Here is a 21,983-nt window from a genome sequence, read left to right as displayed (position 1 = left end):
GTAGTGGTTCAGTCGTCCGGCTGCACGTGGTTTTTTTGCAAGCTTGCCGCCACCGCCTGTGCCGCCCGCCAGCGCTGCGCCGGCGCCGGGTAGTCGCCGCGGCTGAAGCGCGGCGTCTCGCTGTCGCGCATCATCTTGCGGAAATAGCCGGTCAGCGCCGCCGCCGGCCAGCCGGCGCGCCACGCCAGCAGCAGGCCCTCGCGGTCGGCTTCCTGCTCCTGCGCGTAATTGGTGTCGGCCAGCAGCGCCATCAGCGCGCGGTCGTTGTCGACCGCGTATTCCAGTTCGGCGAACGGGCGCGCGGCCCACGACGGCGCCAGCCGCAGCGCCGCCTGGTATTCCAGCAGATTGTGCCGCAGCGCCGCATGCTGGATTTCGTGCGCCAGCAGCATGGCCAGCTCGGCGTCGCTCAGGCCAAGGCGCTCGACATAGGCCTGGCTGACCAGGATCTTGCCGCCGGCCATGCAGTCGGCGTTCTGCTCCGGCGTGTCGGTGGTGTGGACTTCCCAGGCCCAGCCGGCGGTGTCCGGGTAGTCGCGCCGTGCCTGGGCGATCAGCGCGCCGGCGATGCGGCGCACGCGGGCGGTGAAGGCATCGTCGCGGTCGATGGTGTACGCTGTCAGCCGGCCGGCGTAGATGGCGGCGGCGCGCTGCATGATCTGGTCCTGCGTCGGCCCGGCGGCCGGGCAGGCGCAGCAGGCCGCCGCTAGCAGCGGTGCGATGATTCGTGATAACGTTGGTATCCTGATCATAACCACCTCAAGGCGCAGCCATGTGGCCCTATCCGAAAATTGTTGCACATCGCGGCGGCGGCACGCTGGCGCCGGAAAACACCCTGGCCGGCCTGCGCGCCGGCCTGGCGCGCGGTTTCCACGCCGTCGAGTTTGACGTGATGCTGTCGCGCGACGGCATCGGCATGGTGGTGCACGATCCGGCATTCGGCCGCACCGTGGCCGGGCAGGGCAGCGTGGCGCACACCGACGCCGCCACGCTGGCCGGCATGGACGCCGGCAGCTGGTTCGGCGCCGCCTTCCGCAACGAACCGCTACCGTTTTACACCCAGTTCATCGATTTCTGCAAGGCGCAGCGGATCTGGATGAACGTGGAAATCAAGCCGGCCGACGGCCACGAGGCGGCCACCGGCGCCTGGGTGGCCAGGGTCACGCGCGACAGCTACGCCGCCGAACTGGCGGCCGGCGATCCGGCCGCGTATCCGCTGCTGTCTTCGTTCAGCTACGAGGCGCTGGCCGCCGCCCGCGACGCCGCGCCGGAACTGCCGCGCGGCTACCTGCTGGACGTGATTCCGGCCGACTGGCAACAGCAGGCGCGCGCGCTCGGCGCGGTTGCCATCCACACCAACCACAAGCACCTGACGGCGGAGCTGGCGGCGCAGATCAAGGCCGCCGGCTACGGCCTGTTCTGCTACACCGTCAACGACCCGGCCCGCGCGCGCACCCTGCTGGACTGGGGCGTGGACGGCTTCTGCACCGACCGCATCGACCTGATCGGCCCGGATTTCGCCTGAGCCGATTGCGCGCGACCGCTGCCCGGCGGCTTTTCAATAAAAAGCTTTTACCGCCCAAGCGGCGTTCCGCGTGTATGCTGGTTGGCGGGCCGGGAATACGGAGGAACTATGCCACAGACGCTGACGTCCCAGGCGGCCGCCGTGTATCTCGGCGCCGCGCTCAACCGCATGGACACGGCGGTGCTGCTGATCGATGCCGAGCTGTGCCTGCTGCACGCCAACCAGGCCGCGACCGCGCTGCTGGAACGTGATACGGCCTTGCGCCTGGACGGCCGCAAACTGATGCAGGACGCCGGCTGCGGCGCGCAGTCGCTGGCGCGCGCGGTGGCGGCGGCGCTGGCGGACGGCCACGGCGCCGCCCAGCGGGTGCTGAGCCTGCCGCGCGGCGGCCGCCAGCCGCTGTTGCTGGCGGTGGCGCCGTTCCTGCCGCCGGCCGCCTTGCCAGCCTTGCCGGCCTGCGCCATCGTGCTGGCCATCGACCCGGACGCCTACCAGCTGTCCGGCAAGCTGCTGATGCAGCTGTTCGACCTGACCCCGGCCGAGGCCGGCGTTGCGCTGGCGCTGGCGCATGGCGACGCGCTGGAGGACATCGCCGCCGCGCTGGACATCAGCCTGCACACCGTCAAAACCCATCTGCACAAGCTGTTCCGCAAAACCGGCACCCGGCGCCAGGGCGAGCTGGTGGCCATGCTGCACCGCGACGCCGGCCGCTTTGGCGCCGCCTCCATCGTTTGAACGATGTGGTTGCCGTTTATTCTTCCTAGACTGGCAGCAGCGCTCCACCCGAGGGAGCGTCTGTCTGACCAACCTGGGGAGGCTTCATCATGAAAATGCAATGGCTGCTGGGTGCGCTGCTGTGCGCCGCCAGCGTGGGCGCGCAGGCGCAGCTTGAAGAACGGGTGACCATTCCGGCGCCGCGCCTGACGATCGACCTGCCGCAGCAGGTGTACCGCATGAACAGCGCGGAGTTGCGCGAGTTTCGCGGCAGTTATACCTTGTCCGACGGCCGCATCCTGCGCCTGCGCGGTAACGACCACGCCATGTATGGTGAAGTTGGCAACGAGGGCGCGCACCGCCTGGTGGCGGCCAACCGCAACACCTTCGTGGCGCTGGACCGCAAGCTCAAGGTACGCATCGATCTGGACGACAACGGCGAGGCCGGCGGCGAAGTGTTGATGGCGGTGCCGATGCGGCTGGCGGCCGGCGGCGAGGTCGAGGACGTGGTGGTCCGGCTGGCGGCCCGCTAGCTGGGGAGGCGACGCTGGCTGTGGCATAATCACTCTTTTGCGATTTTGCACCGGCCAGCTATCTCACCCATACGACATGAAATCATCTGAAATCCGCGAGAAGTTCCTTAAATTCTTCGAATCCAAGGGTCACACGATTGTCCGGTCCAGCTCCCTGGTGCCTGGCAACGACCCGACCCTGCTGCTGACCAACTCCGGCATGGTGCAGTTCAAGGACGTGTTCACCGGTACCGACACCCGCCCGTACACCCGCGCCACCTCGGTGCAGCGCTGCGTGCGCGCCGGCGGCAAGCACAACGACCTGGAAAACGTCGGCTACACCGCGCGTCACCACACCTTCTTCGAAATGCTGGGCAACTTCAGCTTCGGCGACTACTTCAAGCGCGACGCGATCAACTTCGCCTGGGAACTGCTGACCAAGGTGTACCAGCTGCCGGCAGAAAAACTGACCGTCACCGTCTACCAGGAAGACGACGAAGCCTACGACATCTGGGCCAACGAAGTGGGCGTGCCGAAAGAGCGCATCATCCGCATCGGCGACAACAAGGGCGCGCGCTACGCGTCGGACAACTTCTGGCAGATGGCCGACACCGGCCCCTGCGGCCCGTGCACCGAGATCTTCTACGACCACGGCCCGGACATCTGGGGCGGCCCGCCGGGCTCGCCGGAAGAAGACGGCGACCGCTTCATCGAAATCTGGAACCTGGTGTTCATGCAGTTCAACCGCGACGAGCAGGGCGTGCTGCACAAGCTGCCGAAGCAGTCGGTCGACACCGGCATGGGCCTGGAGCGCCTGGCCGCCGTGCTGCAGCACGTGCACTCGAACTACGAGATCGACCTGTTCCAGGCGCTGATCAAGGCCGCCGCGCGCGAAACCGGCGCCACCGACCTGGAAAACAAGTCGCTGCGCGTCATCGCCGACCACATCCGCTCGGCCGCGTTCATGATCGTTGACGGCGTGATCCCGGGCAGCGAGGGCCGCGCCTACGTGCTGCGCCGTATCATCCGCCGCGCGCTGCGTCACGGCCACAAGCTGGGCCAGACCAAGCCCTTCTTCTACAAGCTGGTGGCCGACCTGGCGATCGAGATGGGCGCCGCCTATCCGGAGCTGGAAGAAGCCAAGGACAACGTCGCCAAGATGCTGAAGGCGGAAGAAGAGCGCTTCGGCGAAACGCTGGAAACCGGCATGAAGGTGCTGGAAGCGCAGCTGGCCAAGGACGCCACCGGCATCGACGGCGCCACCGCCTTCACGCTGTACGAAACCTACGGCTTCCCGCCGGACCTGACCGCCGACATCTGCCGCGAGCGCGGCATCCACTTCGACCAGGAAGGCTACGACGCCGCCCTGAAGGAAAGCCAGGAGCTGTCGCGCAAGGGCGGCAAGTCGGTCAAGGACGCCAAGGTGGAGTACTCGGGCGAGAAGAACAAGTTCATCGGCTATGACAGCCTGAGCCACGCGACCGCCAAGGTGATCGCGCTGTACTCGGCCGGCACGCCGGTGCCGGAACTGACCGCCGGCCAGCCGGGCATCGTGGTGCTGGACACCACGCCGTTCTACGCCGAATCGGGCGGCCAGGTCGGTGACCAGGGCGTGATCGGCAACGCCGGCGCGCGCTTCACCGTCAGCGACACGCTGAAGATCCAGGCCGACGTGTTCGGCCACCACGGCGTGCTGGCGTCCGGCTCGCTGAAGGTGGGCGACGCCGTCAATGCCGACGTCGACCAGGCCAAGCGCGCGCGCACCATCCGCAACCACTCGGCCACCCACCTGATGCACAAGGCCCTGCGCGAAGTGCTGGGTTCGCACGTGCAGCAGAAGGGCTCGCTGGTCGATCCGGACAAGACCCGCTTCGACTTCAGCCACAACGCGCCGCTGACCGCCGAGCAGATCGCCGAAGTGGAAGTCAAGGTCAACAAGGAAATCCTGGAAAACCACGCCACCAAGGCCCAGCACATGTCGTTTGACGACGCCGTGAAGCATGGCGCGATGGCGCTGTTCGGCGAGAAGTATGGCGACCAGGTGCGCGTGCTGGACATCGGCAGCTCGAAAGAGCTGTGCGGCGGCGTGCACGTGCAGCGCACCGGCGACATCGGCCTGTTCAAGATCGTCTCGGAAGGCGGCGTCGCGGCCGGCATCCGCCGCGTGGAAGCCGTGACCGGCGAAGGCGCGCTGGCGCTGGTGCAGGGCATGGCCCGCAAGCTGAACGAGGCGGCCGCCGCGCTGAAGTCGAATCCGGACGAGCTGACCGTCAAGATCGGCGCGGTGCAGGACCAGGTCAAATCGCTGGAGAAGGAACTGTCGGCGCTGAAGTCCAAGCTGGCTGCCGGCCAGGGCGACGAGCTGGCCGCGCAAGCGGTCGACGTCAAGGGCATCAAGGTGCTGGCGGCCACGCTGGACGGCGCCGATGTGGCCGGCCTGCGCGAGACCATGGACAAGCTGAAGGACAAGCTGAAGACCGCCGCCATCGTGCTGGCCGCGGTCAACGACGGCAAGGTCAGCCTGATCGCCGGCGTCACCGCCGACAGCATCGGCAAGGTCAAGGCGGGCGAGCTGGTCAACTTCGTTGCACAACAAGTGGGCGGCAAAGGCGGCGGACGCCCCGATATGGCGCAAGCCGGCGGCACCGATCCGGCCGGCCTGCCGGGCGCCCTGGCGGGCGTGGCGGAGTGGATCGGCAGCCGCGTGTAACGCCCGTCATCCCGCTGTAAGGCAGCGTTTATGCGGCCCGCGTGCGATATTGTGTCGTACGCGGGCCGTTGTCGTCTGGGGAGACCTGTTGTATACTTTCCAGCTTGCGTTGTGAACTTGCAACGTACAACGAACTATTTTGGTGCGGCGCGTCATCCCTTCCAAAAAGGAGTAGTATGACGACACCTCCCCACAAACCAGCGGGTTTCTTGATGAGCGAAACGATACTAGAAAACGAAGTCATCGAATTCCACAAGGAATTGGATGCGCGCGGCCTTAATTGCCCGCTGCCGATCCTGAAGGCGAAAAAGGCTCTGGCCGAATTGCAAAGCGGCGAAGTGCTGCGCATCATGGCGACCGACCCCGGCTCGGTCCGCGACTTCCAGGCGTTCAGCAAACAAACCGGCAACACCCTGTTGTCGCACGTCCAGACCGGCCGTGAGTTTGTCTTTTTGATGCAGCGCAAATAACAGCCGCTGCATTCTTCCCTTTTAGAAATTCGTCTTGAGGCTTTTATTTTTAGACGATTTCTACTAGCGAAAAATAGCACGATCGTGCTTTGATTTCTTGTGCGGCGTGGATTTCTCATATAATCTAGCCCACATTATTTAGTCCCGAATTCATCTTTTCCCAAAGGCATAGCTATGAAAGTCTTGGTACCCGTCAAACGTGTGGTCGACTACAACGTCAAGGTGCGCGTGAAGTCCGACGGCACGGGCGTTGATATCGCCAACGTCAAAATGTCGATGAACCCGTTCGACGAGATCGCGGTGGAAGAAGCGACCCGCCTGAAAGAAGCCGGCAAGGTGACCGAAGTGGTGGCGGTGTCCGCCGGCGTGACCCAGTGCCAGGAAACCCTGCGTACCGCGATGGCGATCGGCGCCGACCGCGGCATCCTGGTGGACACCAATGCCGAGCTGGAACCGCTGGCGGTGGCCAAGCTGCTCAAGGCGCTGGCCGACAAGGAACAGCCGCAACTGATCATCCTGGGCAAGCAGGCCATCGACGACGACTCCAACCAGACCGGCCAGATGCTGGCCGCGCTGCTGGGCTGGCCGCAGGCGACCTTCGCCTCGAAGATCGTGCTGGAAGATGGCAAGGCGACCGTGACCCGCGAAGTGGACGGCGGCCTGGAAACCCTGGCGCTGACGCTGCCGGCCATCGTCACCACCGACCTGCGCCTGAACGAGCCGCGCTATGTGACGCTGCCGAACATCATGAAGGCGAAGAAAAAGCCGCTGGACGTGACCAAGCCGGAAGACCTGGGCGTTGACGTGACGCCGCGCCTGAAAACGGTGAAAGTCGCCGAGCCGGCCAAGCGCTCGGCCGGCATCATCGTGCCGGACGCCGCCACCCTGGTCGCCAAGCTGCGCACCGAAGCCAAAGTCATTTAATGCCTGTGGCCCGCGCGCGGCGCGGGCCAAGCTCAATCACTATCCTGTCCCGCGCGCAGCGCGGGGCAACGCAAAGGAACAATCATGGTCGCATTAGTTATCGCAGAACACGACAACGCCAGCCTGAAGGCCAGCACCCTGCACACCGTGACCGCGGCGGCGCAAGCCGGCGGCGACGTGCACGTGCTGGTGGCCGGCTCGAACGCCGGCGCAGCGGCAAGCGCCGCCGCCGCCATCGCCGGCGTCTCGAAAGTCCTCCACGCCGACGCCGCGCACTTCGCCGACGGCCTGGCCGAGAACGTGGCCGAGCAGGCCCTGGCGCTCGCCGCGTCGTACAGCCACATCCTGGCGCCCGCCACCGCCTACGGCAAGAACATCCTGCCGCGCGTGGCCGCCAAGCTGGACGTGGCGCAGATTTCGGAAATCACCAAGGTCGACTCGCCGGACACCTTTGAGCGTCCGATCTACGCCGGTAACGCCATCGCCACCGTGCAGTCGAGCGACAAGGTGAAAGTGATCACCGTGCGCGCCACCGGCTTCGACGCCGCTGCCGCCAGCGGCGGTTCGGCCGCCGTGGAAACCGTGACGGCCGTGGCCGATTCGGGCAAGTCCTCGTTCGTCGGCCGCGAAGTGGCCAAGTCGGACCGTCCGGAACTGACCGCCGCCAAGATCATCGTGTCGGGCGGCCGCGGCATGGGCTCGGGCGAAGCGTTCAAGATCCTGGAACCGCTGGCGGACAAGCTGAACGCCGCCATGGGCGCATCGCGCGCCGCCGTCGACGCCGGCTACGTGCCGAACGACTGGCAGGTGGGCCAGACCGGCAAGATTGTCGCGCCTAACCTGTACATCGCCGTCGGCATCTCGGGCGCGATCCAGCACCTGGCCGGCATGAAGGACTCGAAAACCATCGTCGCCATCAACAAGGACCCGGAAGCACCGATCTTCTCCGTTGCCGATTACGGCATCGTCGGCGACCTGTTTGAAGTCGTGCCACAGCTGGTATCCGAACTGGGCTAAAAACGCGTAAAGCACACCGAGGCCACGCTGATCCGGAACGCCGGATTGCCGTGGCCTTTTTCTTGGAGAGACGAGATGCCATACCAACCACCTGTAAAAGACATGCTGTTCGTGATGAACGAACTGGCCAACCTGCAAGCCATCAGCGAACTGCCGGGCTGCGAAGACGCCACGCCGGAAACCGCCGAAGCCGTGCTGGAGGAAAGCGCGAAATTTGTCGCCGCTGAAATCGCCCCGCTGAACCACGCGGCCGACAAGGAACCGAGCTACTGGACCAAGGACGGCGTGGTCACGTCCAAGGGTTTCAAGGAAGCCTTCAAGCAATTCGCCGAGGCTGGCTGGCAGGGCCTGCAGCATCCGACTGACTTCGGCGGCCAGGGCCTGCCGAAACTGGTGGGCACGCCGTGCGTGGAGATGCTGCACGGCGCCAACATCTCGTTCGCCCTGTGCCCGCTGCTGTCGGACGGCGCCATTGAAGCGCTGCTGACCGCTGGCGATGACCAGCTGAAAGCCACCTACCTGGAAAACCTGGTCACCGGCAAGTGGACCGGCACCATGAACCTGACCGAGCCGCAAGCCGGCTCCGACCTGGCCGCCGTGCGCACCCGCGCCGAGCCGCAGGGCGACGGCACCTACAAGATTTTCGGCACCAAGATCTTCATCACCTATGGCGATCACGACATGACCGAGAACATCGTCCACCTGGTGCTGGCGCGCACGCCGGACGCGCCGCCGGGCGTGAAGGGCATCTCGCTGTTCATCGTGCCAAAGTTCCTGGTCAACGCCGACGGCTCGCTGGGCGCGCGCAATGATGCGCACTGCGTGTCGATCGAACACAAGCTGGGCATCAAGGCCAGCCCGACCGCCGTGCTGCAGTTCGGCGACAACGGCGGCGCCATCGGCACGCTGGTGGGCGAGGAGAATCGCGGCCTGGAATACATGTTCATCATGATGAACGCGGCGCGCTTTGGCGTCGGCCTGCAGGGCATCGGCCTGTCGGAGCACGCGTACCAGCACGCGCTGGCGTACGCCAAGGAACGCGTGCAGTCGCGCGACCTGAACGGCTCGCCGGCTGGCGTGGCCATCATCCACCATCCGGACGTGCGCCGCCTGCTGATGAATATGCGCGCACAGACCGAGGCGGCGCGCGCGCTGGCCTATGTCGGCGCCGCGCTGTACGACCAGGCGCACCACAGCGCCGACGCCGACGAGCGCGCGCGCAACCAGGCGGTGTACGAGTACCTGGTGCCGATCATCAAGGGCTGGTCGACCGAGCTGTCGCAGGACGTGGCGCGCGACGGCGTGCAGATCCACGGCGGCATGGGCTTCATCGAGGAAACCGGCGCGGCGCAGCACTACCGCGACGCCAAGATCCTGACCATCTACGAAGGCACCACCGCCATCCAGGCCAACGACCTGATCGGCCGCAAGACCGTGCGCGACGGCGGCAAGGTGGCCAAGGACCTGATCGCACAAGTGCGCGCGACCGAGGTCGAACTGGCCGCGCTGGACGGCGCCGAGTTTGCCGCCATCCGCAAGCACCTGGCGCAGGGCGCGGCCGAGCTGGAAGCGGTGGTGGACTACGTGGTCGGCAACATCAAGGCCGACATCAAGGGCGTGTTCGCCGGCAGCGTGCCGTATCTGAAGCTGGCCGGCATCGTGCTGGGCGGCTGGCAGATGGCGCGCGCGGCGCTGATCTCGCAGCGCAAGCTGAGCGCCGGCGACGGCGACGCCAGCTTCTACCAGGCCAAGATTGCGACGGCGCGTTTCTTTGCCGATCACTTCCTGTCGCAAGCCGCCGGCATCCGCGCGTCCATCACCGACGGCAGCGCAGGCGTGCTGGCGCTCGACATCGAGCAGTTCTAAGCAGCATGCGCATCGCCATCGTCTCCGACATCCACGGCAACCTGCCGGCGCTGGAGGCGGTGGTGAGCGATCTCGCGCGCCGTGGCGTGGACGTGGTGGTCAACCTGGGCGATAGCCTGTCCGGGCCGCTGCTGCCGCTGGCAACGGCGCGTTACTTGATGGCGCGCGACTGGGTGCAACTGGCGGGCAACCACGAACGCCAGATCCTGCATCCGCATCAACGCACCGCGTCCGACACCTACGCCCACGCGCAACTGGGCGAGGCCGAGCTGGCCTGGCTGGCGACGCTGCCGCAGCAACACCGGCTGGCCGCCGACGTGCTGCTATGCCACGGCACGCCGCGCAGCGACCACGAATACTTCCTCGAAACGGTGGAGCAGGGCGGCGCCCGCATGGCCACCGCCGCCGAGATCGACGCACGCCTCGCCGGCGCCGACGACGTCGGCGCAGCGCTCGCGCTGATCGCCTGCGGCCACAGCCACGTGCCCCGCGCCATGCGTGCGTCCGCCGGCAGCCTGATCGTCAACCCCGGCAGCGTTGGCCTGCAAGCGTACGATGACGACCATCTGCACTACCACACCATGCAAACCGGCGCGCCGGACGCGCGCTACGCCATCGCTGAGCGCGGCGCGGCCGGCTGGTCTGCCGCCCTGATCGCCGTGCCCTACGACTGGCGCCCGATGGCCGCGCTGGCCGCCCGCAATGGCCGCCCCGACTGGGCCCACGCCATCGCCACCGGCTACGCCCTGCAACACTGAACTTCTACCCGTTCGTTTGATCCAAGTTAAACCGGCCACCGCCCACGGTGGGACGCTTGCCCTTGTACGACGTGCAAACGAGGTGCCCGTGTTCCAGCATCATTTTGCGCGACGCTTCCATATCGCCGGCGAGTCCGTGACATCAGCACCGAGACGGTGGCCGGCTATCTCGAACGCCTCAGGACCTTGGCCGCTGATTAACGGCGGACGATGGTGCCGTTGACGTGCTCGACGCGGTCGCCGCTCAGCATTTGCGGATCGTGGTCGAAGGTGAAAGCGGCCTGGCGGCCGTCGTCGTACTTCACGTTGACGGTCCAGATTTTTTTGGACTTGGCGTTTTCCTCGATCTTCTTGCCGGCATAGGCGCCGCCGGCCGCGCCGGCGACGGTGGCCAGTTGACGGCCGTGGCCGCTGCCGACCTGGTTGCCGAGCAGGGCGCCCGCCACGCCGCCGGCGATCAGGCCCACCGCGCTGCTTTCGCCGGCTTTTTCGCCGAGCACGACGGAAGTGACCCGGCCGCAGTCATGGCAGGCGCCCGGTTTGCCCGGACCTTTGTATTGGGCGCGGGCCTGGGCCATGGCCTTGTCGTATTCGGTCTTGGAATCGCGCAGGCACTGCATGCGCGCGCCGGAATCGCGCTCGTCGCCGCACAGCTTCTTGTCTTCGGCGTAGCGGCTGGCGATGCGCCTGGTGTCGGCGTCGAACTGTTCCTTGGAGGTCTGGGCCTGGACGGTGCCGGCCAGACCGGCCAGCAGCAGGGCGGCCAGCAGGGTGTGGTTTTTCATGTTGTTCTCCTTCTAACCTTGAATGTCGCCAGTGTACCGCAGCGTACCGGGTGAATCCAAACGGTTGTGGCTTGCGTATAAGCTGCATTCTCTAAGAGGTCAGCATGAAGCCAATCACTCCCCATCCAGCGCGCGCCGATCGTCAGGCCTACGCCATCGACCGTATGCGGCGGGCCGCGCAGCGGCTGCTGCAGGCCGGCACCATGGCAGACGAAATCCGGGCCGGCCAATGGGTGCTGGCGTGGGCCATCGCGGCCGGCGTGCGCTCGTCCGGGCGCGCGGCGGTTGCCGCGATTCCCTTCGTCTCACTCAACCTGCATTGAGCGCCGCCTGGCGCGCGCGCTGCGCCTCGTAGGTTTTCAGGTGGGCGTAGGCCAGCTGCAGCGTGGGCGCGGCCAGCTGCCGGGCGCGCGCCAGCATGTCGCCGACGATGTGATCGGCTTCGATGGCGCTGCCGCGCTGCAGGTCTTTCAGCATCGAGGCCGTGATCGGCGAGCCGGCGGCCGTCAGCATGGTGTGGGCGCGCTCGGTGGCTGGCTGGCGCGGCGGGAAGCCATGGCTGGCGGCGATGGCGCCGCATTCGTCGAGCAGGGCCAGCGGCACGCGGGCCTGGCCGGCGGCGACGATGTCGCCGACGCTGCCGCGCAGCAGGCAGGTGGCGCCGGCCAGCGAGGTGATGAAGATCCATTTTTCCCACATCTCCTGGCGGATCCCGGCGCTGAGCCGCGCATCGAAATTGGCGCCGGCCATGGCCTCGGCGATTGCCGCCGCGCGTGGCGAGGTGGCGGCGTCCAGTTCGCCGAACACGAGCGCATGCGCGTCGTTCAGATGCTGGACGTCGCCCTGTTCGTCCAGTGTGGCGGAAATCAGGCACAGGCCGCCGAGCACGCGCTGCTGGCCGAAGCGCGCGGCCAGCCGCTCCAGATGGCCCATGCCGTTCAACACCGGCAGGATGGCGGTGTCCGGCCCGACAGCGGCGGCGAACGATGCCATGGTGGCGTCCAGGTCGTACGCCTTGCAGCCGACGATGATCACATCATAATGCTGCGCAATCTGCTCCGACAGCAGGTGCGGCGGCGCTGGCAGCACCAGATCGCCCTTGGGGCTGCTGATGCGCAGGCCGCGCTCGTTTAACTGCGCGGCGCGCCGCGCGCGCACCAGGAAGGTCACGTCCTGTCCCGCCGCCAACAGGCGCCCGCCAAAATAACCGCCCAGCGCTCCCGCGCCGACCACCAGGAATTTCATGATTAAGCTCCGCAAGTGACATCGCCGGACAGTCTAGCACCGCGCGCCCAAGCCCGCCGCCGCCGGGCTGCTGAAAAAAGACCAGTGGTATATAGTGGTTATTCGCGGCAGTCACCGCCAATTCAAGCACCCTGTAAAAGCAGGCAGGATTGAAATGAATACCCTACGCTACGCTATCGTTATCGAAAAAGCTGAAAGCAACTACGTGGGCTATGTGCCGGATCTGCCGGGATGTGTCGCCACTGGCGCAACGGTGCAGGATGTTGAGGCCGGCCTGCGGAAAGCCATCGTGTTTCATCTTGGCGGTATGCGCGAGGATGGATTGCCAGTGCCGCCACCGGCCAGCGTGGTCGCTTATCTTGATGTCGCCGCTTAGCCGTAGGCGCCGCCGGTGTAGAGCAGATCGAACAGGCGCGAGATGGTGGCGATCAGGCTGCCGGCGCCGATCATCATGCTGAACACCAGCACCACGGCCACCGGCCAGCGGGTGTCCGACTGGCGGCCGGAGCCGGCGTTGTAGCGCGCGTCCCATTGCTCGTCCGGCATCAGGCCCAGCACCAGCGCCTCCAGGAAGCCGGCCAGGCCGGACACAATCACCGGCAGCACCTTGTAGAAGCCATCGGCGTGCGGCGCCGCCGCCGCCACCAGCCACGCCGCCGGCAGGCAGGCCAGGTGCGTCCACAGCCACGGGTCGCGCCAGCCGCGCAGGTACAGGCGCTGGGCGCCCAGGCCGCCCAGCAGGAAGGCGAGCAGGGCGGCGAGTGTCTTGTTTTTGTGACGCGTCTGGTGCAAAACAGTCATGATTGTCGATCAGATAGCCGGAAAAACAGCAGTATCAGGCATAATACCGCCCCCGGCACGCCTTTTTTGCGGGCGCACCTATTGCCCCGATCGCCGGAACAAGGGATAATCTTTGATTACCCCAACATGCCCAATTATTTCATTAACGCTTGCTGCTTCGCGGCAAAGCGCGCTATAATTTGCGGCTTTTTCCGTCCTAGCACAATTTTTGGAAATATTATGGTCGTTATTCGTTTAGCTCGTGGTGGTGCCAAGAAGCGCCCTTTCTTCAACATCGTTGCAACCGATTCGCGTAACCGTCGCGATGGCCGTTTCATCGAGCGCATTGGTTTCTACAACCCAATGGCCGCAGGTGGCGAAGTAGGTCTGCGCATCACCGAAGACCGTCTGGCCCACTGGCAGTCGGTTGGCGCACAACTGTCGCCTACCGTGGCTCGCCTGGTTGCTCAGAACAAAAAAGCAGCCTAAGCAAGTCTGGTTACCGGTTTGACCGATAAGAATGCATCCGGGGTGCAAGTCCCCGACGATCTGGCACAGGTAGGCTTTGTCTTCGGTGCTTACGGCGTTGCAGGCTGGGTCAGGATTCGTCCTTTCTCGGAAGATGCGGATGCACTCCTCAAGGTCAAAACCTGGTGGTTGGATAAGCCGGCGATGCGCGATGTGGACGTCCAGCAGGTCAAACTGCATGGCGGCGACGTCGTGGCGCGCCTGGTGGGTGTGACTGACCGGAACGTGGCCGAGTCGCTGAAAGGCGCCGCCGTCTTCATTCCGCAAAGCCGCTTCCCGGTCTTGTCCGACGATGAGTTTTACTGGGCCGATCTGATCGGTTTGGAAGTAGAGAATCTGCAAGGTGAGCACCTCGGCACGGTGACTGACATGATGAGCAATGGTCCGCAGTCGATCTTGCGCGTCACGCCAGCGGCGGCCCCGGATGCCAAGCCAGAAGAAGTGGAGGCGCAGGAGCGCCTGATCCCGTTTGTGGACGCGTACATCAACAAGGTGGACAAGGCCGCGAAGAAGATCATCGTCGACTGGGGCCTTGATTACTAGCGCAATACATTGAGGGCGGTTCGCCATGCAATTTGATGTCGTAACCCTGTTCCCGGAAATGTTTGCCGCGATAACGCAGTCGGGCGTGACCCGGCGCGCGTTTGAACAGAATAAATGTGGCCTGTCGCTGTGGAATCCGCGGGATTTCACCACCGACAATCACCGCACCGTGGATGACCGCCCATATGGCGGCGGCCCCGGCATGGTGATGCTGGCCAAGCCGCTGGAGCTGACCATCAACGCAGCCAGGCAGCGCCAGACCGACGCCGGTCTGCCGGCGCCGCGGGTGCTGTTCATGTCGCCCCAGGGCAAGCAGTTGACGCACCAGCGCGTGATGCAGCTGAAGCAGGAGCCGGGCCTGGTGATCCTGTGCGGCAGGTACGAGGCGGTGGACCAGCGCTTGCTCGACCGCGTGGTCGACGAGGAAATCAGCCTTGGCGATTTCGTGCTGTCCGGCGGCGAGCTGCCGGCGATGGCCTTGATGGACGCGGTGATCCGCCAGATTCCCGGCGTGCTGAACACTGACGCCTCGGCCATCGAGGATAGCTTCGTCAACGGCCTGCTGGATTCGCCGCACTACACGCGGCCGGAAACGTATGAAGGTGTGGGCGTGCCGCCGGTGCTGATGGGCGGCAACCACGCCGAGATAGAAAAATGGCGCCGCCAGCGCATGCTGGAGGCGACCGCGCGCAAGCGACCGGATTTGCTCATCAAAGCGCGTGAGGCGGGACTGCTCACCAAGCGCGACGAGCAATTTTTGGCAGGCCTCTGAGCCTGTCTGTTATAACCCCATCCTCTACTGGGCAAGAGTGGCAGCACTCGCAGCGCGCCAGCACGATGGTTTTTGGAGTCATTACAAATGAACCTGATTCAACAACTCGAGCAAGAAGAAATCGCTCGCCTGGGCAAAAACATCCCTGAATTTGCGCCTGGCGATACCGTGATCGTCAACGTTAACGTAGTCGAAGGCACCCGCAAGCGCGCCCAGGCTTACGAAGGCGTGGTCATCTCCCGTCGCAACCGTGGCCTGAACTCGAACTTCATCGTTCGCAAGATCTCGTCCGGCGAAGGCGTTGAGCGTACCTTCCAGCTGTACTCGCCGCTGATCGCTTCGATCGAAGTGAAACGCCGCGGTGACGTACGTCGCGCTAAGCTGTACTACCTGCGTGATCGTTCCGGTAAATCGGCACGTATCAAGGAAAAACTGCCAAACCGTCGCCCAGCGGCGAAAGCAGCCGAGTAATATCGGTTGTGTTTGGAGGAAAGGGGCGCCCGTGGGCGTCCCTTTTTTTTCTAAGGAGCTTATCTTGGCCCAGCCCCCATTCGATCCCCAGCAATTGCCCATCGACGGTGTGGCCGGCGAGCCCGCCCTGGCGCCGGAGCGCCTCGCGCCCGCCTGGCTGCGCCGCCGCTTTGCCACGCCGCCCGCTGCCTGGACGCCGGAAGGCGGCGACGCCGTCATGCCGTCGCGCGCCGGCCGCCCGCCGACGCCGGCCTCGGTGCTGATCCCGCTGGTGCAGCGCGCGCATGGCCTGACCGTGCTGCTGACCCAGCGCACCGCCGACCTCACCGACCACCCCGGCCAGATCAGCTTCCCCGGCGGCCGCGCCGAGGTCTACGACCGCGACGCCGTCGATACCGCGCTGCGCGAGTCGGAAGAAGAGATTGGCCTGGCGCGCCGCCACGTCGAGATTCTTGGCAGCTTGCCCAGGTATCTGACCGGCACCGCTTATTGCGTGACGCCGGTGGTCGGCCTGATCCAGCCGCCGTTCGAGGTGACGGCCGATCCGTCCGAGGTGGCGGCCATCTTCGAGGTGCCGCTGGCTTACCTGATGGACGGCGCCAACCACCGGCGCCAGTCGTTCGCGCTGGCGGGCGGACGCCGCAGTTTTTATGCGATGCCGTACGAGGGGTATTACATCTGGGGCGCGACCGCGGGCATGATCCGCAATCTGTTCCATTTCTTGCGCGCCGACTAAGAACTACGCTATCGTATCGGGCATTAAGGCTATGCCAACGCAAAGGACGTTTAATGACATTTCTTTCCATTCTATGCGCGCTGCTGATCGAGCAGATGAAACCGCTGCGCGCAGACAATCCGATTTACGCCGAGATCAAGAGTCTGGCGTTGCGGATGGAGACCTGGTTCAACGCCGGCCACTCGACCCACGGCCGCATGGGCTGGTTCCTGATGATGGCCATTCTGATGATCCCGACCGCCGCCATTTACTGGGTGCTGCGGCACTATGACTGGTTCCTGGCCGCGTTCGCCTGGAACGTGCTGATCGTCTACCTGACGCTGGGCTTCCGCCACTACAGCCACTATTTCACCTCGATCCAGCTGGCGCTGAACGCCGGCGACGAGGCGGCCGCGCGCGCGCTGCTGGCCGAGTGGACCAAGCAGGACACCGTGGGCATGGACGTGTCCGAAATCGCCCGCGTCGCCGTCGAGAAATCGCTGGTTACCACGCACCGCAACGTGTTCGGCGTGTTCTTCTGGTTCCTGATGCCGCTGGGGCCGGCGGGGGCGGTAATGTACCGCGTGGCCGAGCACCTGGCGCGCGCCTGGAACGAGCCCGAGCACATGCGCAACGAAGCCTTCGGCCAGTTCGCTACCCGCGCCTTCTACTGGATCGACTGGATACCGGTGCGGCTGACCGCCGTGGCCTTCGCCGTGGTCGGCAACTTCGAGGACGCGATCTACGCCTGGCGCAATTTCGCCCACCGCTGGTCGAACGAGGCGATCGGCATCATCCTGGCGGCCGGCGGCGGCGCCATGGGCGTGCGCCTCGGCACGCCGGCGGAAAACGCCGTCCGCGCCCAGGTGGTGGACGCCACCACGGTCGACATCGAAACCGAGCCGGACGTGATGCCGGGCGACGAGCCCAGCATCCGTTCGCTGCAGAGCACGGTCGGCCTGGTGTGGCGCGCGCTGTTGTTGTGGATGATGTTGTTATTGCTGCTGTCGAGTGCCTGGTGGCTCGGAGCATCGCCTTAACGAGGTACAATAGCGGTATTGTTGTGGTGCGGGAATTCACCATTCCTGCACCAAAGTAGGAAACGGCAGGAAAAAAGCCTTACTCATCAAAGGCTTACTTATTTGAGTCTTCTATAAGATATAATACGTAAGTCCCGTCCTCTCACCGCAGAAGCAGCCGCGCCTATGTCAGTTCAAAAACCGGCAGAACAGCAAGATTCGTTCTTCATCGTTGGCCAGACCAGCAATGGCCGCCAGTTCCGTCCCAGCGACTGGGCGGAGCGCCTGTGCGGCGTGATGGCCTGTTTCAAGCCGGAAGGCACTGGCGGCGGTCGCGACTCCCACCTGCAGTATTCCCCGTACGTCACCCCGACCGTGGTCAACGGCGTCAAGTCCGTGGTGGTCAACGGCAAACTGCGCGCGCTGGAACCGCTGGCCTATCACTTCGTGCTGTCGTTCGCCAAGGACAACGACCTGCAAGTGGTCGACGCCTGCCTGCTGCCCGAGAAAAAATAGTATTAATTTTTCCTTAAGACACTACCCACGCTGACGGCGCGGGCGTATGCTGCATGTTCCCGCGTCTTTTCCAGAGAGAACATGAACAACCGCCGTCTGAAACACGCCGCCGCCGCCAGCTTGCTGCTGTGCGGATTGTCTTTCGTCGCCACCGGCAGCGCCTGGGCCGCCGCTCCCGCCAGCGCCGCGCTGCCGGCCGGCGTGGTCAAGGGGCCGTCGGTCGAGGGCATTACCGAGTACCGCCTGCCGAATGGCCTGAAGGTGCTGCTGTTCCCGGACGCTTCCAAGCCCACCGTCACCGTCAACGTCACCTACCTGGTCGGCTCGCGCCACGAGAACTATGGCGAAACCGGCATGGCGCACCTGCTGGAGCACATGATGTTCAAGGGCTCGCCGAAGAACCGCAACATTCCGCAGGAATTCTCCGCGCGCGGCATGGAGTTCAACGGCACCACCGCCAACGACCGCACCAATTACTACGAGGTGTTCCAGGCCAGCCCGGACAACCTGAAGTGGGCGCTGGACATGGAGGCCGACCGCATGGTCCACTCCTTCATCGCGCGCAAGGACCTGGACTCGGAAATGACCGTGGTCCGCAACGAATACGAGAGCGGCGAGAACAGCCCGTTCGCCGTGCTGCTGAAGCGCATGCAGAGCGTGGCCTACGACTGGCACGCCTACGGCCGGTCCACCATCGGCAACCGCAGCGACATCGAGAATGTCCGGATCGAGAACCTGCAAGCCTTCTACCACACCTACTACCAGCCGGATAACGCCGTGCTGCTGGTGGCCGGCAAATTCGATCCGGCGCAAACGCTGCAATGGATTACCAAATCGTTCGGCGCCATCCCCAAACCGAAGCGTGCCTTGCCGCCTTTCTGGACCGTGGAGCCAACCCAGGACGGCGAACGCAGCTTCGTCGTGCGCCGCAAGGGCGACGTGCAGATCGTCGCGCTGGGCTACAAGATTCCGAGCGCGCTGCAGCAGGATAGCGATGCGCTGAGCTTCATGTCCGAGATCCTTGGCGACACGCCCACTGGCCGCCTGCACAAGCAACTGGTGGACAGCGGCAAGGCGGCGCAGGTGTTCAGCTTTGGCGAGACCGGCTACGCGCCCGGCCTGCAGATCATCGGCGCCGTGGTCAAGGCCGGCCAGCCGCTGGAGCCGGTGCGCGATGCGCTGATCGAGGCGGTGGAGAGCTTCGCCAAGACGCCGCCGACCGCGGAGGAAATGGAACGCACCCGCCGCAACTTCGCCAACAGCATCGAGAAGTCGCTCAACGATCCGCAGCGCGTGGGCGTGACGCTGTCGGAAGAGATTTCGCTGGGTGACTGGCGCCTGCTGTTCCAGGGCCGCGACAAGCTGCCGACCATCACCTCGCAGCAGGTGGCCGACGTGGCCGCGCGCTACCTGCGGCGCGACAACCGCGTGGTGGGCGAATTCATCCCCGAGGACCACCCGCTGCGCGCCGAGATCCCCGCCGCGCCGAGCGTAGAAGAGGCGATGAAAGGCTTCAAGGCCAAGGACAGCGTGCTGACCTCGGAAGTGTTCGATCCGAGTAACGACAACATCAACGCCCGCACCGAGATCAAGACCATCGGCGGCCTGAAAGTGGCGCTGCTGCCGAAGAAGAACCGCGGCGAGACGGTGGCCGTCAAGCTGCAACTGCACTGGGGCGACGAGAAAAATCTGGTCAACACCTCGGTGCTGTCGGCGTTCACCAGCGAGATGCTGATGCGCGGCACCAGCAAGTACAGCCGCGAACAGCTGGCCGATGCCTTCTCCAGGCTGAAAATCACTGGCAGCCCGCAGCAGTTCGAGACCACCGGCCCCAATCTGGACGAGGCGCTGCGCCTGATGGCGCACGTGCTGAAGGACGCCAGCTTCCCGCCGGCGGAATTCGAACAGTTGCGCCAGCAGTGGATCGTCGGCCTTGAAGCGTCGCGCAACGAGCCGCAGGTGCTGGCCGGCCAGGCCATCGCCCAGCACTTCAACCATTATCCGCAAGGTGACGTGCGCAATACGATGAGCCTCGACGAGCAGCTGGCCGCGCTGAAGGCCCTCAAGCTGGAGGACGTAATCGCCTTCCATCGCGATTACTACGGCGCCAGCCACGGTGAACTGGCCGTCGTCGGCGATTTCGACAAGGCCGCCATCAGCAAGACCATCGCCGACAGCTTCACTGGCTGGGACAGCAAGGTGGCCTACGCGCCGGTGCTGAACACCAACGTGGACAAGGCGCCGTTGCGCGTCATGCTCAACACGCCGGACAAGGAAAACGGCTTTTACACCGCGCGTCTCAATGTCGACCTGAACGTCAACGATGCGGATTATCCGGCGCTGGAACTGGCCAACTACATCTTCGGCGGCGGCGCGCTGAAATCGCGCCTGATGGACCGCATCCGCCAGAAGGACGGCCTGTCGTATGGCGGCGGCAGCGATCTGAGTCCGGGCACGCAGGACCGCGCCGGCAGCTTCTCCATCGCCGCCATCGCCGCGCCGCAGAACCTGAAGAAGCTGGAAGCGGCTGTGCGCGAGGAGCTGGATCGTGTGCTGAAGGACGGCTTTACCGAAGCGGAGCTGGCCAACGCCAAATCCGGGCTGCTGCAGGAGCGCCAGCAGACGCGCGCCAAGGACACCGCCCTGGCCGGTGGCTGGACACGCAACCTGTACCTCGGTCGCACCTTCAGCTGGAGCAAGGAGTTCGAGGCCAGGCTGAGCGCGGCCACACTGGCGCAGGTCAACGCCGCCTTCCGCAAGGCGGTCGATCCCGCCAAGCTGTCGATCGCCACGGCCGGCGACGAGAGCAAGGCAGCGCCGACAAAATAACCATCGAAACGGCATGGAGCAACCGTGCGGAGCGGGCCGTCACGAAGCGCACCATGGGGATTGATGCATTTGACGTGATCGTCGTCGGCGGCAGCAACGCCGGCTTGTCGGCCGCAACGCAACTGGCGCGCGCCCGCCGGCGCGTACTGGTGATCGACGTAGGCCCGCGCCGTCACCGCTACGCGCGGCATTCACATGGCTTACTCGGCCAAGAGGGCGCGAAGGCTTGGCCGCGCGGGCGGCGCCGGAGGCTGGTGGTTCCGTGTCTCGCTCGCCGATGGCGGCGCGGTCCGCGCGCAACGCCCGACGCTGGCCAGGCTGGTCACGCGCTGGAGATGGACGGTCTTCGGACTGTCAGAGGTCTGACAGAATCGCCGGCATGGCCGCGCGCATGGCGTCGATAAAGCGGCGCAGGCGCGCCGGGTAGTGCGGCGCGTGGGGGTAGACGATGTACATCGGCAGCGGCGTGGCCTGCCACGCCGGCGCCAGGTGAACAAGCGTGCCTTGCGCCAGTTCCTCGCGCAGCGCCCAGGATGAAATCACGCATACGCCCATGCCCTGCACGGCGGCGTTGCGCACGGCGAACAGGCCGTCGCTGCTCATGCGCGGTTGCAGCGCCAGTTTGTGGCTTGCGCCGCTGGCGTGATGCAGCACGATCTCGTTGCGGTAAAAAGTGCGCAACGACAGCCAGGGCAGGGCGGCCAGTTGTTCCGGATGCGTGGGCAGCGGCTGGCCCGCCAGCAGCGAGGGCGCGGCCACGGCGATGCGCGGCACGTCGGCCAGCTTGATGGCGATGACCGACGGGTCGCTGACCTCGCCGACCCGGATGGCGCAGTCGATGTTCTCGCCGATGAAATCCGGCGCGCGGTCGTGCAGCAGCCATTCGATGGAGACGCGCGGGTGACGCCGCAAAAAGTCGCTCAATGCGCCTATCATCTGCTGCTGGCCGAAGGCATGGGGAACGACCACGCGCAGCAGGCCGGCCGGCTCCTCGCGCGCATCCTGCACGTCGGACGCCAGCGCGCTCCAGTGCGACAGCAGCTCGCGCGCGTGCGCCAGGCAGCGTTCACCGTCTTCGGTCAACTGCATGGCGTGGGTGGAGCGCTGCAGTAGGCGCAGGCCCAGCATGCGCTCCAGCGCCTGCAGGCGGCGGCTGATGGTTGGCTGCGTGGTGCCCAGCTGCGTGGCGGCGGCCGACAGGCTGCCCGCTTCGACGATGCGGACGAAAGTCTGCATCAGCGCTATGCGGTCGGCGGCGTTGGACGAGGTGCTCATACGTTGAGC

The 21,983-nt window shown here is 65.4% G+C and carries 24 protein-coding genes; 19 read left to right on the top strand and 5 right to left on the bottom strand.

The window, feature by feature from the left end; all coding sequences use genetic code 11:
- Nucleotides 1-8 precede the first annotated feature (8 nt).
- Nucleotides 9-752 carry a M48 family metalloprotease gene (locus tag FHW58_RS17900; protein ID WP_179674506.1) on the bottom strand — a complete coding sequence of 248 codons (744 nt, stop codon included), beginning with the start codon at nt 750-752 and terminating at the stop codon, nt 9-11.
- 20 nt (nt 753-772) lie between these two features.
- On the opposite strand from FHW58_RS17900, the gene ugpQ reads away from it, so the two are divergent.
- From ugpQ to FHW58_RS17855, 9 genes are all read left to right on the top strand, one after another.
- The gene (gene ugpQ / locus FHW58_RS17895; RefSeq protein WP_179674505.1) at nt 773-1,525 is read left to right on the top strand and encodes a glycerophosphodiester phosphodiesterase; all 753 of its coding nucleotides are present in this window, start codon (nt 773-775) and stop codon (nt 1,523-1,525) included.
- Nucleotides 1,526-1,633: 108 nt separating this feature from the next.
- Nucleotides 1,634-2,260 (top strand): helix-turn-helix transcriptional regulator, encoded by a 627-nt coding sequence (locus FHW58_RS17890; protein WP_179674504.1) that lies wholly within the window; start codon nt 1,634-1,636, stop codon nt 2,258-2,260.
- An 89-nt stretch (nt 2,261-2,349) separates the two neighbouring features.
- Nucleotides 2,350-2,772, top strand: coding sequence for a hypothetical protein (locus FHW58_RS17885; RefSeq protein WP_179674503.1), 423 nt, complete (start codon nt 2,350-2,352; stop codon nt 2,770-2,772).
- 76 nt (nt 2,773-2,848) lie between these two features.
- Nucleotides 2,849-5,461, top strand: coding sequence for an alanine--tRNA ligase (gene alaS, locus FHW58_RS17880; protein WP_179674502.1), 2,613 nt, complete (start codon nt 2,849-2,851; stop codon nt 5,459-5,461).
- A 212-nt stretch (nt 5,462-5,673) separates the two neighbouring features.
- A complete protein-coding gene (locus FHW58_RS17875) occupies nt 5,674-5,931 on the top strand; it encodes a sulfurtransferase TusA family protein (RefSeq protein WP_179674643.1) in 258 nt (85 codons plus the stop codon).
- 174 nt (nt 5,932-6,105) lie between these two features.
- Nucleotides 6,106-6,855, top strand: coding sequence for an electron transfer flavoprotein subunit beta/FixA family protein (locus FHW58_RS17870; RefSeq protein WP_179674501.1), 750 nt, complete (start codon nt 6,106-6,108; stop codon nt 6,853-6,855).
- Nucleotides 6,856-6,939: 84 nt separating this feature from the next.
- Entirely contained in the window at nt 6,940-7,872 is a 933-nt protein-coding gene (locus tag FHW58_RS17865) for an electron transfer flavoprotein subunit alpha/FixB family protein (protein WP_179674500.1), read from the top strand.
- A 75-nt stretch (nt 7,873-7,947) separates the two neighbouring features.
- Entirely contained in the window at nt 7,948-9,738 is a 1,791-nt protein-coding gene (locus tag FHW58_RS17860; protein WP_179674499.1) for an acyl-CoA dehydrogenase C-terminal domain-containing protein, read from the top strand.
- A 5-nt stretch (nt 9,739-9,743) separates the two neighbouring features.
- Nucleotides 9,744-10,496: a metallophosphoesterase gene (locus FHW58_RS17855; protein ID WP_179674498.1), complete on the top strand. Its 753-nt coding sequence runs from the start codon at nt 9,744-9,746 to the stop codon at nt 10,494-10,496.
- A gap of 197 nt (nt 10,497-10,693) precedes the next feature.
- Here the strand turns inward: FHW58_RS17855 and FHW58_RS17850 are convergent, their stop codons facing one another.
- Complete coding sequence (locus FHW58_RS17850) at nt 10,694-11,281, bottom strand: glycine zipper 2TM domain-containing protein (RefSeq protein WP_179674497.1); 588 nt, start codon at nt 11,279-11,281, stop codon at nt 10,694-10,696.
- 104 nt (nt 11,282-11,385) lie between these two features.
- On the opposite strand from FHW58_RS17850, the gene FHW58_RS17845 reads away from it, so the two are divergent.
- Complete coding sequence (locus tag FHW58_RS17845) at nt 11,386-11,604, top strand: hypothetical protein (RefSeq protein ID WP_179674496.1); 219 nt, start codon at nt 11,386-11,388, stop codon at nt 11,602-11,604.
- On the opposite strand, the gene panE is transcribed toward FHW58_RS17845, so the two are convergent.
- A complete protein-coding gene (panE, locus tag FHW58_RS17840) occupies nt 11,591-12,526 on the bottom strand; it encodes a 2-dehydropantoate 2-reductase (protein ID WP_179674495.1) in 936 nt (311 codons plus the stop codon). The two genes, FHW58_RS17845 and panE, sit on opposite strands and share 14 nt — an antisense overlap.
- Nucleotides 12,527-12,680: 154 nt before the next feature.
- Between panE and FHW58_RS17835 the strand changes: the two genes are divergently transcribed.
- A complete protein-coding gene (locus FHW58_RS17835) occupies nt 12,681-12,902 on the top strand; it encodes a type II toxin-antitoxin system HicB family antitoxin (protein WP_179674494.1) in 222 nt (73 codons plus the stop codon).
- Here the strand turns inward: FHW58_RS17835 and FHW58_RS17830 are convergent.
- Entirely contained in the window at nt 12,899-13,327 is a 429-nt protein-coding gene (locus FHW58_RS17830) for an NINE protein (protein WP_179674493.1), read from the bottom strand. The two genes, FHW58_RS17835 and FHW58_RS17830, sit on opposite strands and share 4 nt — an antisense overlap.
- Before the next feature lie 219 nt (nt 13,328-13,546).
- Between FHW58_RS17830 and rpsP the strand changes: the two genes are divergently transcribed.
- The 8 genes from rpsP (at nt 13,547) to FHW58_RS17790 (ending at nt 20,699) form a co-directional block, all read left to right on the top strand.
- The gene (gene rpsP / locus FHW58_RS17825) at nt 13,547-13,795 is read left to right on the top strand and encodes a 30S ribosomal protein S16 (protein WP_176646534.1); all 249 of its coding nucleotides are present in this window, start codon (nt 13,547-13,549) and stop codon (nt 13,793-13,795) included.
- An 18-nt stretch (nt 13,796-13,813) separates the two neighbouring features.
- Nucleotides 13,814-14,377: a ribosome maturation factor RimM gene (gene rimM / locus FHW58_RS17820; RefSeq protein ID WP_218892801.1), complete on the top strand. Its 564-nt coding sequence runs from the start codon at nt 13,814-13,816 to the stop codon at nt 14,375-14,377.
- Between the two features lie 25 nt (nt 14,378-14,402).
- Entirely contained in the window at nt 14,403-15,149 is a 747-nt protein-coding gene (gene trmD, locus FHW58_RS17815; protein ID WP_179674492.1) for a tRNA (guanosine(37)-N1)-methyltransferase TrmD, read from the top strand.
- Nucleotides 15,150-15,236: 87 nt separating this feature from the next.
- Nucleotides 15,237-15,620 carry a 50S ribosomal protein L19 gene (rplS, locus tag FHW58_RS17810; protein WP_179674491.1) on the top strand — a complete coding sequence of 128 codons (384 nt, stop codon included), beginning with the start codon at nt 15,237-15,239 and terminating at the stop codon, nt 15,618-15,620.
- A gap of 64 nt (nt 15,621-15,684) precedes the next feature.
- Nucleotides 15,685-16,356, top strand: coding sequence for a CoA pyrophosphatase (locus tag FHW58_RS17805; protein WP_179674490.1), 672 nt, complete (start codon nt 15,685-15,687; stop codon nt 16,354-16,356).
- 53 nt (nt 16,357-16,409) lie between these two features.
- Complete coding sequence (locus FHW58_RS17800) at nt 16,410-17,375, top strand: CobD/CbiB family protein (protein ID WP_179674489.1); 966 nt, start codon at nt 16,410-16,412, stop codon at nt 17,373-17,375.
- Nucleotides 17,376-17,540: 165 nt separating this feature from the next.
- Nucleotides 17,541-17,870 (top strand): DUF3579 domain-containing protein, encoded by a 330-nt coding sequence (locus FHW58_RS17795; protein WP_179674488.1) that lies wholly within the window; start codon nt 17,541-17,543, stop codon nt 17,868-17,870.
- A gap of 81 nt (nt 17,871-17,951) precedes the next feature.
- Complete coding sequence (locus FHW58_RS17790) at nt 17,952-20,699, top strand: pitrilysin family protein (RefSeq protein ID WP_179674487.1); 2,748 nt, start codon at nt 17,952-17,954, stop codon at nt 20,697-20,699.
- A gap of 354 nt (nt 20,700-21,053) precedes the next feature.
- Here FHW58_RS17790 and FHW58_RS17785 read toward each other — a convergent pair whose 3' ends face one another.
- Nucleotides 21,054-21,974: a LysR family transcriptional regulator gene (locus FHW58_RS17785; RefSeq protein ID WP_218892800.1), complete on the bottom strand. Its 921-nt coding sequence runs from the start codon at nt 21,972-21,974 to the stop codon at nt 21,054-21,056.
- Nucleotides 21,975-21,983: the final 9 nt, after the last annotated feature.

The sequence above is a fragment of the Duganella sp. 1224 genome (assembly GCF_013408245.1).
Classification (GTDB): domain Bacteria; phylum Pseudomonadota; class Gammaproteobacteria; order Burkholderiales; family Burkholderiaceae_D; genus Rugamonas.
The sequence above is the reverse complement of the archived record's forward strand: the minus strand, read 5'-3'. Positions and strand labels throughout refer to the sequence as shown.

Excerpts from the sequence above, each read along its gene's own strand:
- FHW58_RS17830 (WP_179674493.1), bottom strand. The coding sequence starts at position 13,327 with ATGACTGTTTTGCACCAGACGCGTCACAAAAACAAGACACTCGCCGCC.
- FHW58_RS17795 (WP_179674488.1), top strand. The coding sequence starts at position 17,541 with ATGTCAGTTCAAAAACCGGCAGAACAGCAAGATTCGTTCTTCATCGTT.
- trmD (WP_179674492.1), top strand. The coding sequence starts at position 14,403 with ATGCAATTTGATGTCGTAACCCTGTTCCCGGAAATGTTTGCCGCGATA.
- ugpQ (WP_179674505.1), top strand. The coding sequence starts at position 773 with ATGTGGCCCTATCCGAAAATTGTTGCACATCGCGGCGGCGGCACGCTG.
- FHW58_RS17860 (WP_179674499.1), top strand. The coding sequence starts at position 7,948 with ATGCCATACCAACCACCTGTAAAAGACATGCTGTTCGTGATGAACGAA.
- FHW58_RS17865 (WP_179674500.1), top strand. The coding sequence starts at position 6,940 with ATGGTCGCATTAGTTATCGCAGAACACGACAACGCCAGCCTGAAGGCC.
- FHW58_RS17835 (WP_179674494.1), top strand. The coding sequence starts at position 12,681 with ATGAATACCCTACGCTACGCTATCGTTATCGAAAAAGCTGAAAGCAAC.
- FHW58_RS17790 (WP_179674487.1), top strand. The coding sequence starts at position 17,952 with ATGAACAACCGCCGTCTGAAACACGCCGCCGCCGCCAGCTTGCTGCTG.
- FHW58_RS17785 (WP_218892800.1), bottom strand. The coding sequence starts at position 21,974 with ATGAGCACCTCGTCCAACGCCGCCGACCGCATAGCGCTGATGCAGACT.
- FHW58_RS17800 (WP_179674489.1), top strand. The coding sequence starts at position 16,410 with ATGACATTTCTTTCCATTCTATGCGCGCTGCTGATCGAGCAGATGAAA.
- FHW58_RS17870 (WP_179674501.1), top strand. The coding sequence starts at position 6,106 with ATGAAAGTCTTGGTACCCGTCAAACGTGTGGTCGACTACAACGTCAAG.
- FHW58_RS17855 (WP_179674498.1), top strand. The coding sequence starts at position 9,744 with ATGCGCATCGCCATCGTCTCCGACATCCACGGCAACCTGCCGGCGCTG.
- FHW58_RS17845 (WP_179674496.1), top strand. The coding sequence starts at position 11,386 with ATGAAGCCAATCACTCCCCATCCAGCGCGCGCCGATCGTCAGGCCTAC.
- FHW58_RS17890 (WP_179674504.1), top strand. The coding sequence starts at position 1,634 with ATGCCACAGACGCTGACGTCCCAGGCGGCCGCCGTGTATCTCGGCGCC.
- FHW58_RS17875 (WP_179674643.1), top strand. The coding sequence starts at position 5,674 with ATGAGCGAAACGATACTAGAAAACGAAGTCATCGAATTCCACAAGGAA.
- FHW58_RS17885 (WP_179674503.1), top strand. The coding sequence starts at position 2,350 with ATGAAAATGCAATGGCTGCTGGGTGCGCTGCTGTGCGCCGCCAGCGTG.
- rplS (WP_179674491.1), top strand. The coding sequence starts at position 15,237 with ATGAACCTGATTCAACAACTCGAGCAAGAAGAAATCGCTCGCCTGGGC.
- panE (WP_179674495.1), bottom strand. The coding sequence starts at position 12,526 with ATGAAATTCCTGGTGGTCGGCGCGGGAGCGCTGGGCGGTTATTTTGGC.
- rpsP (WP_176646534.1), top strand. The coding sequence starts at position 13,547 with ATGGTCGTTATTCGTTTAGCTCGTGGTGGTGCCAAGAAGCGCCCTTTC.
- FHW58_RS17900 (WP_179674506.1), bottom strand. The coding sequence starts at position 752 with ATGATCAGGATACCAACGTTATCACGAATCATCGCACCGCTGCTAGCG.
- alaS (WP_179674502.1), top strand. The coding sequence starts at position 2,849 with ATGAAATCATCTGAAATCCGCGAGAAGTTCCTTAAATTCTTCGAATCC.
- FHW58_RS17850 (WP_179674497.1), bottom strand. The coding sequence starts at position 11,281 with ATGAAAAACCACACCCTGCTGGCCGCCCTGCTGCTGGCCGGTCTGGCC.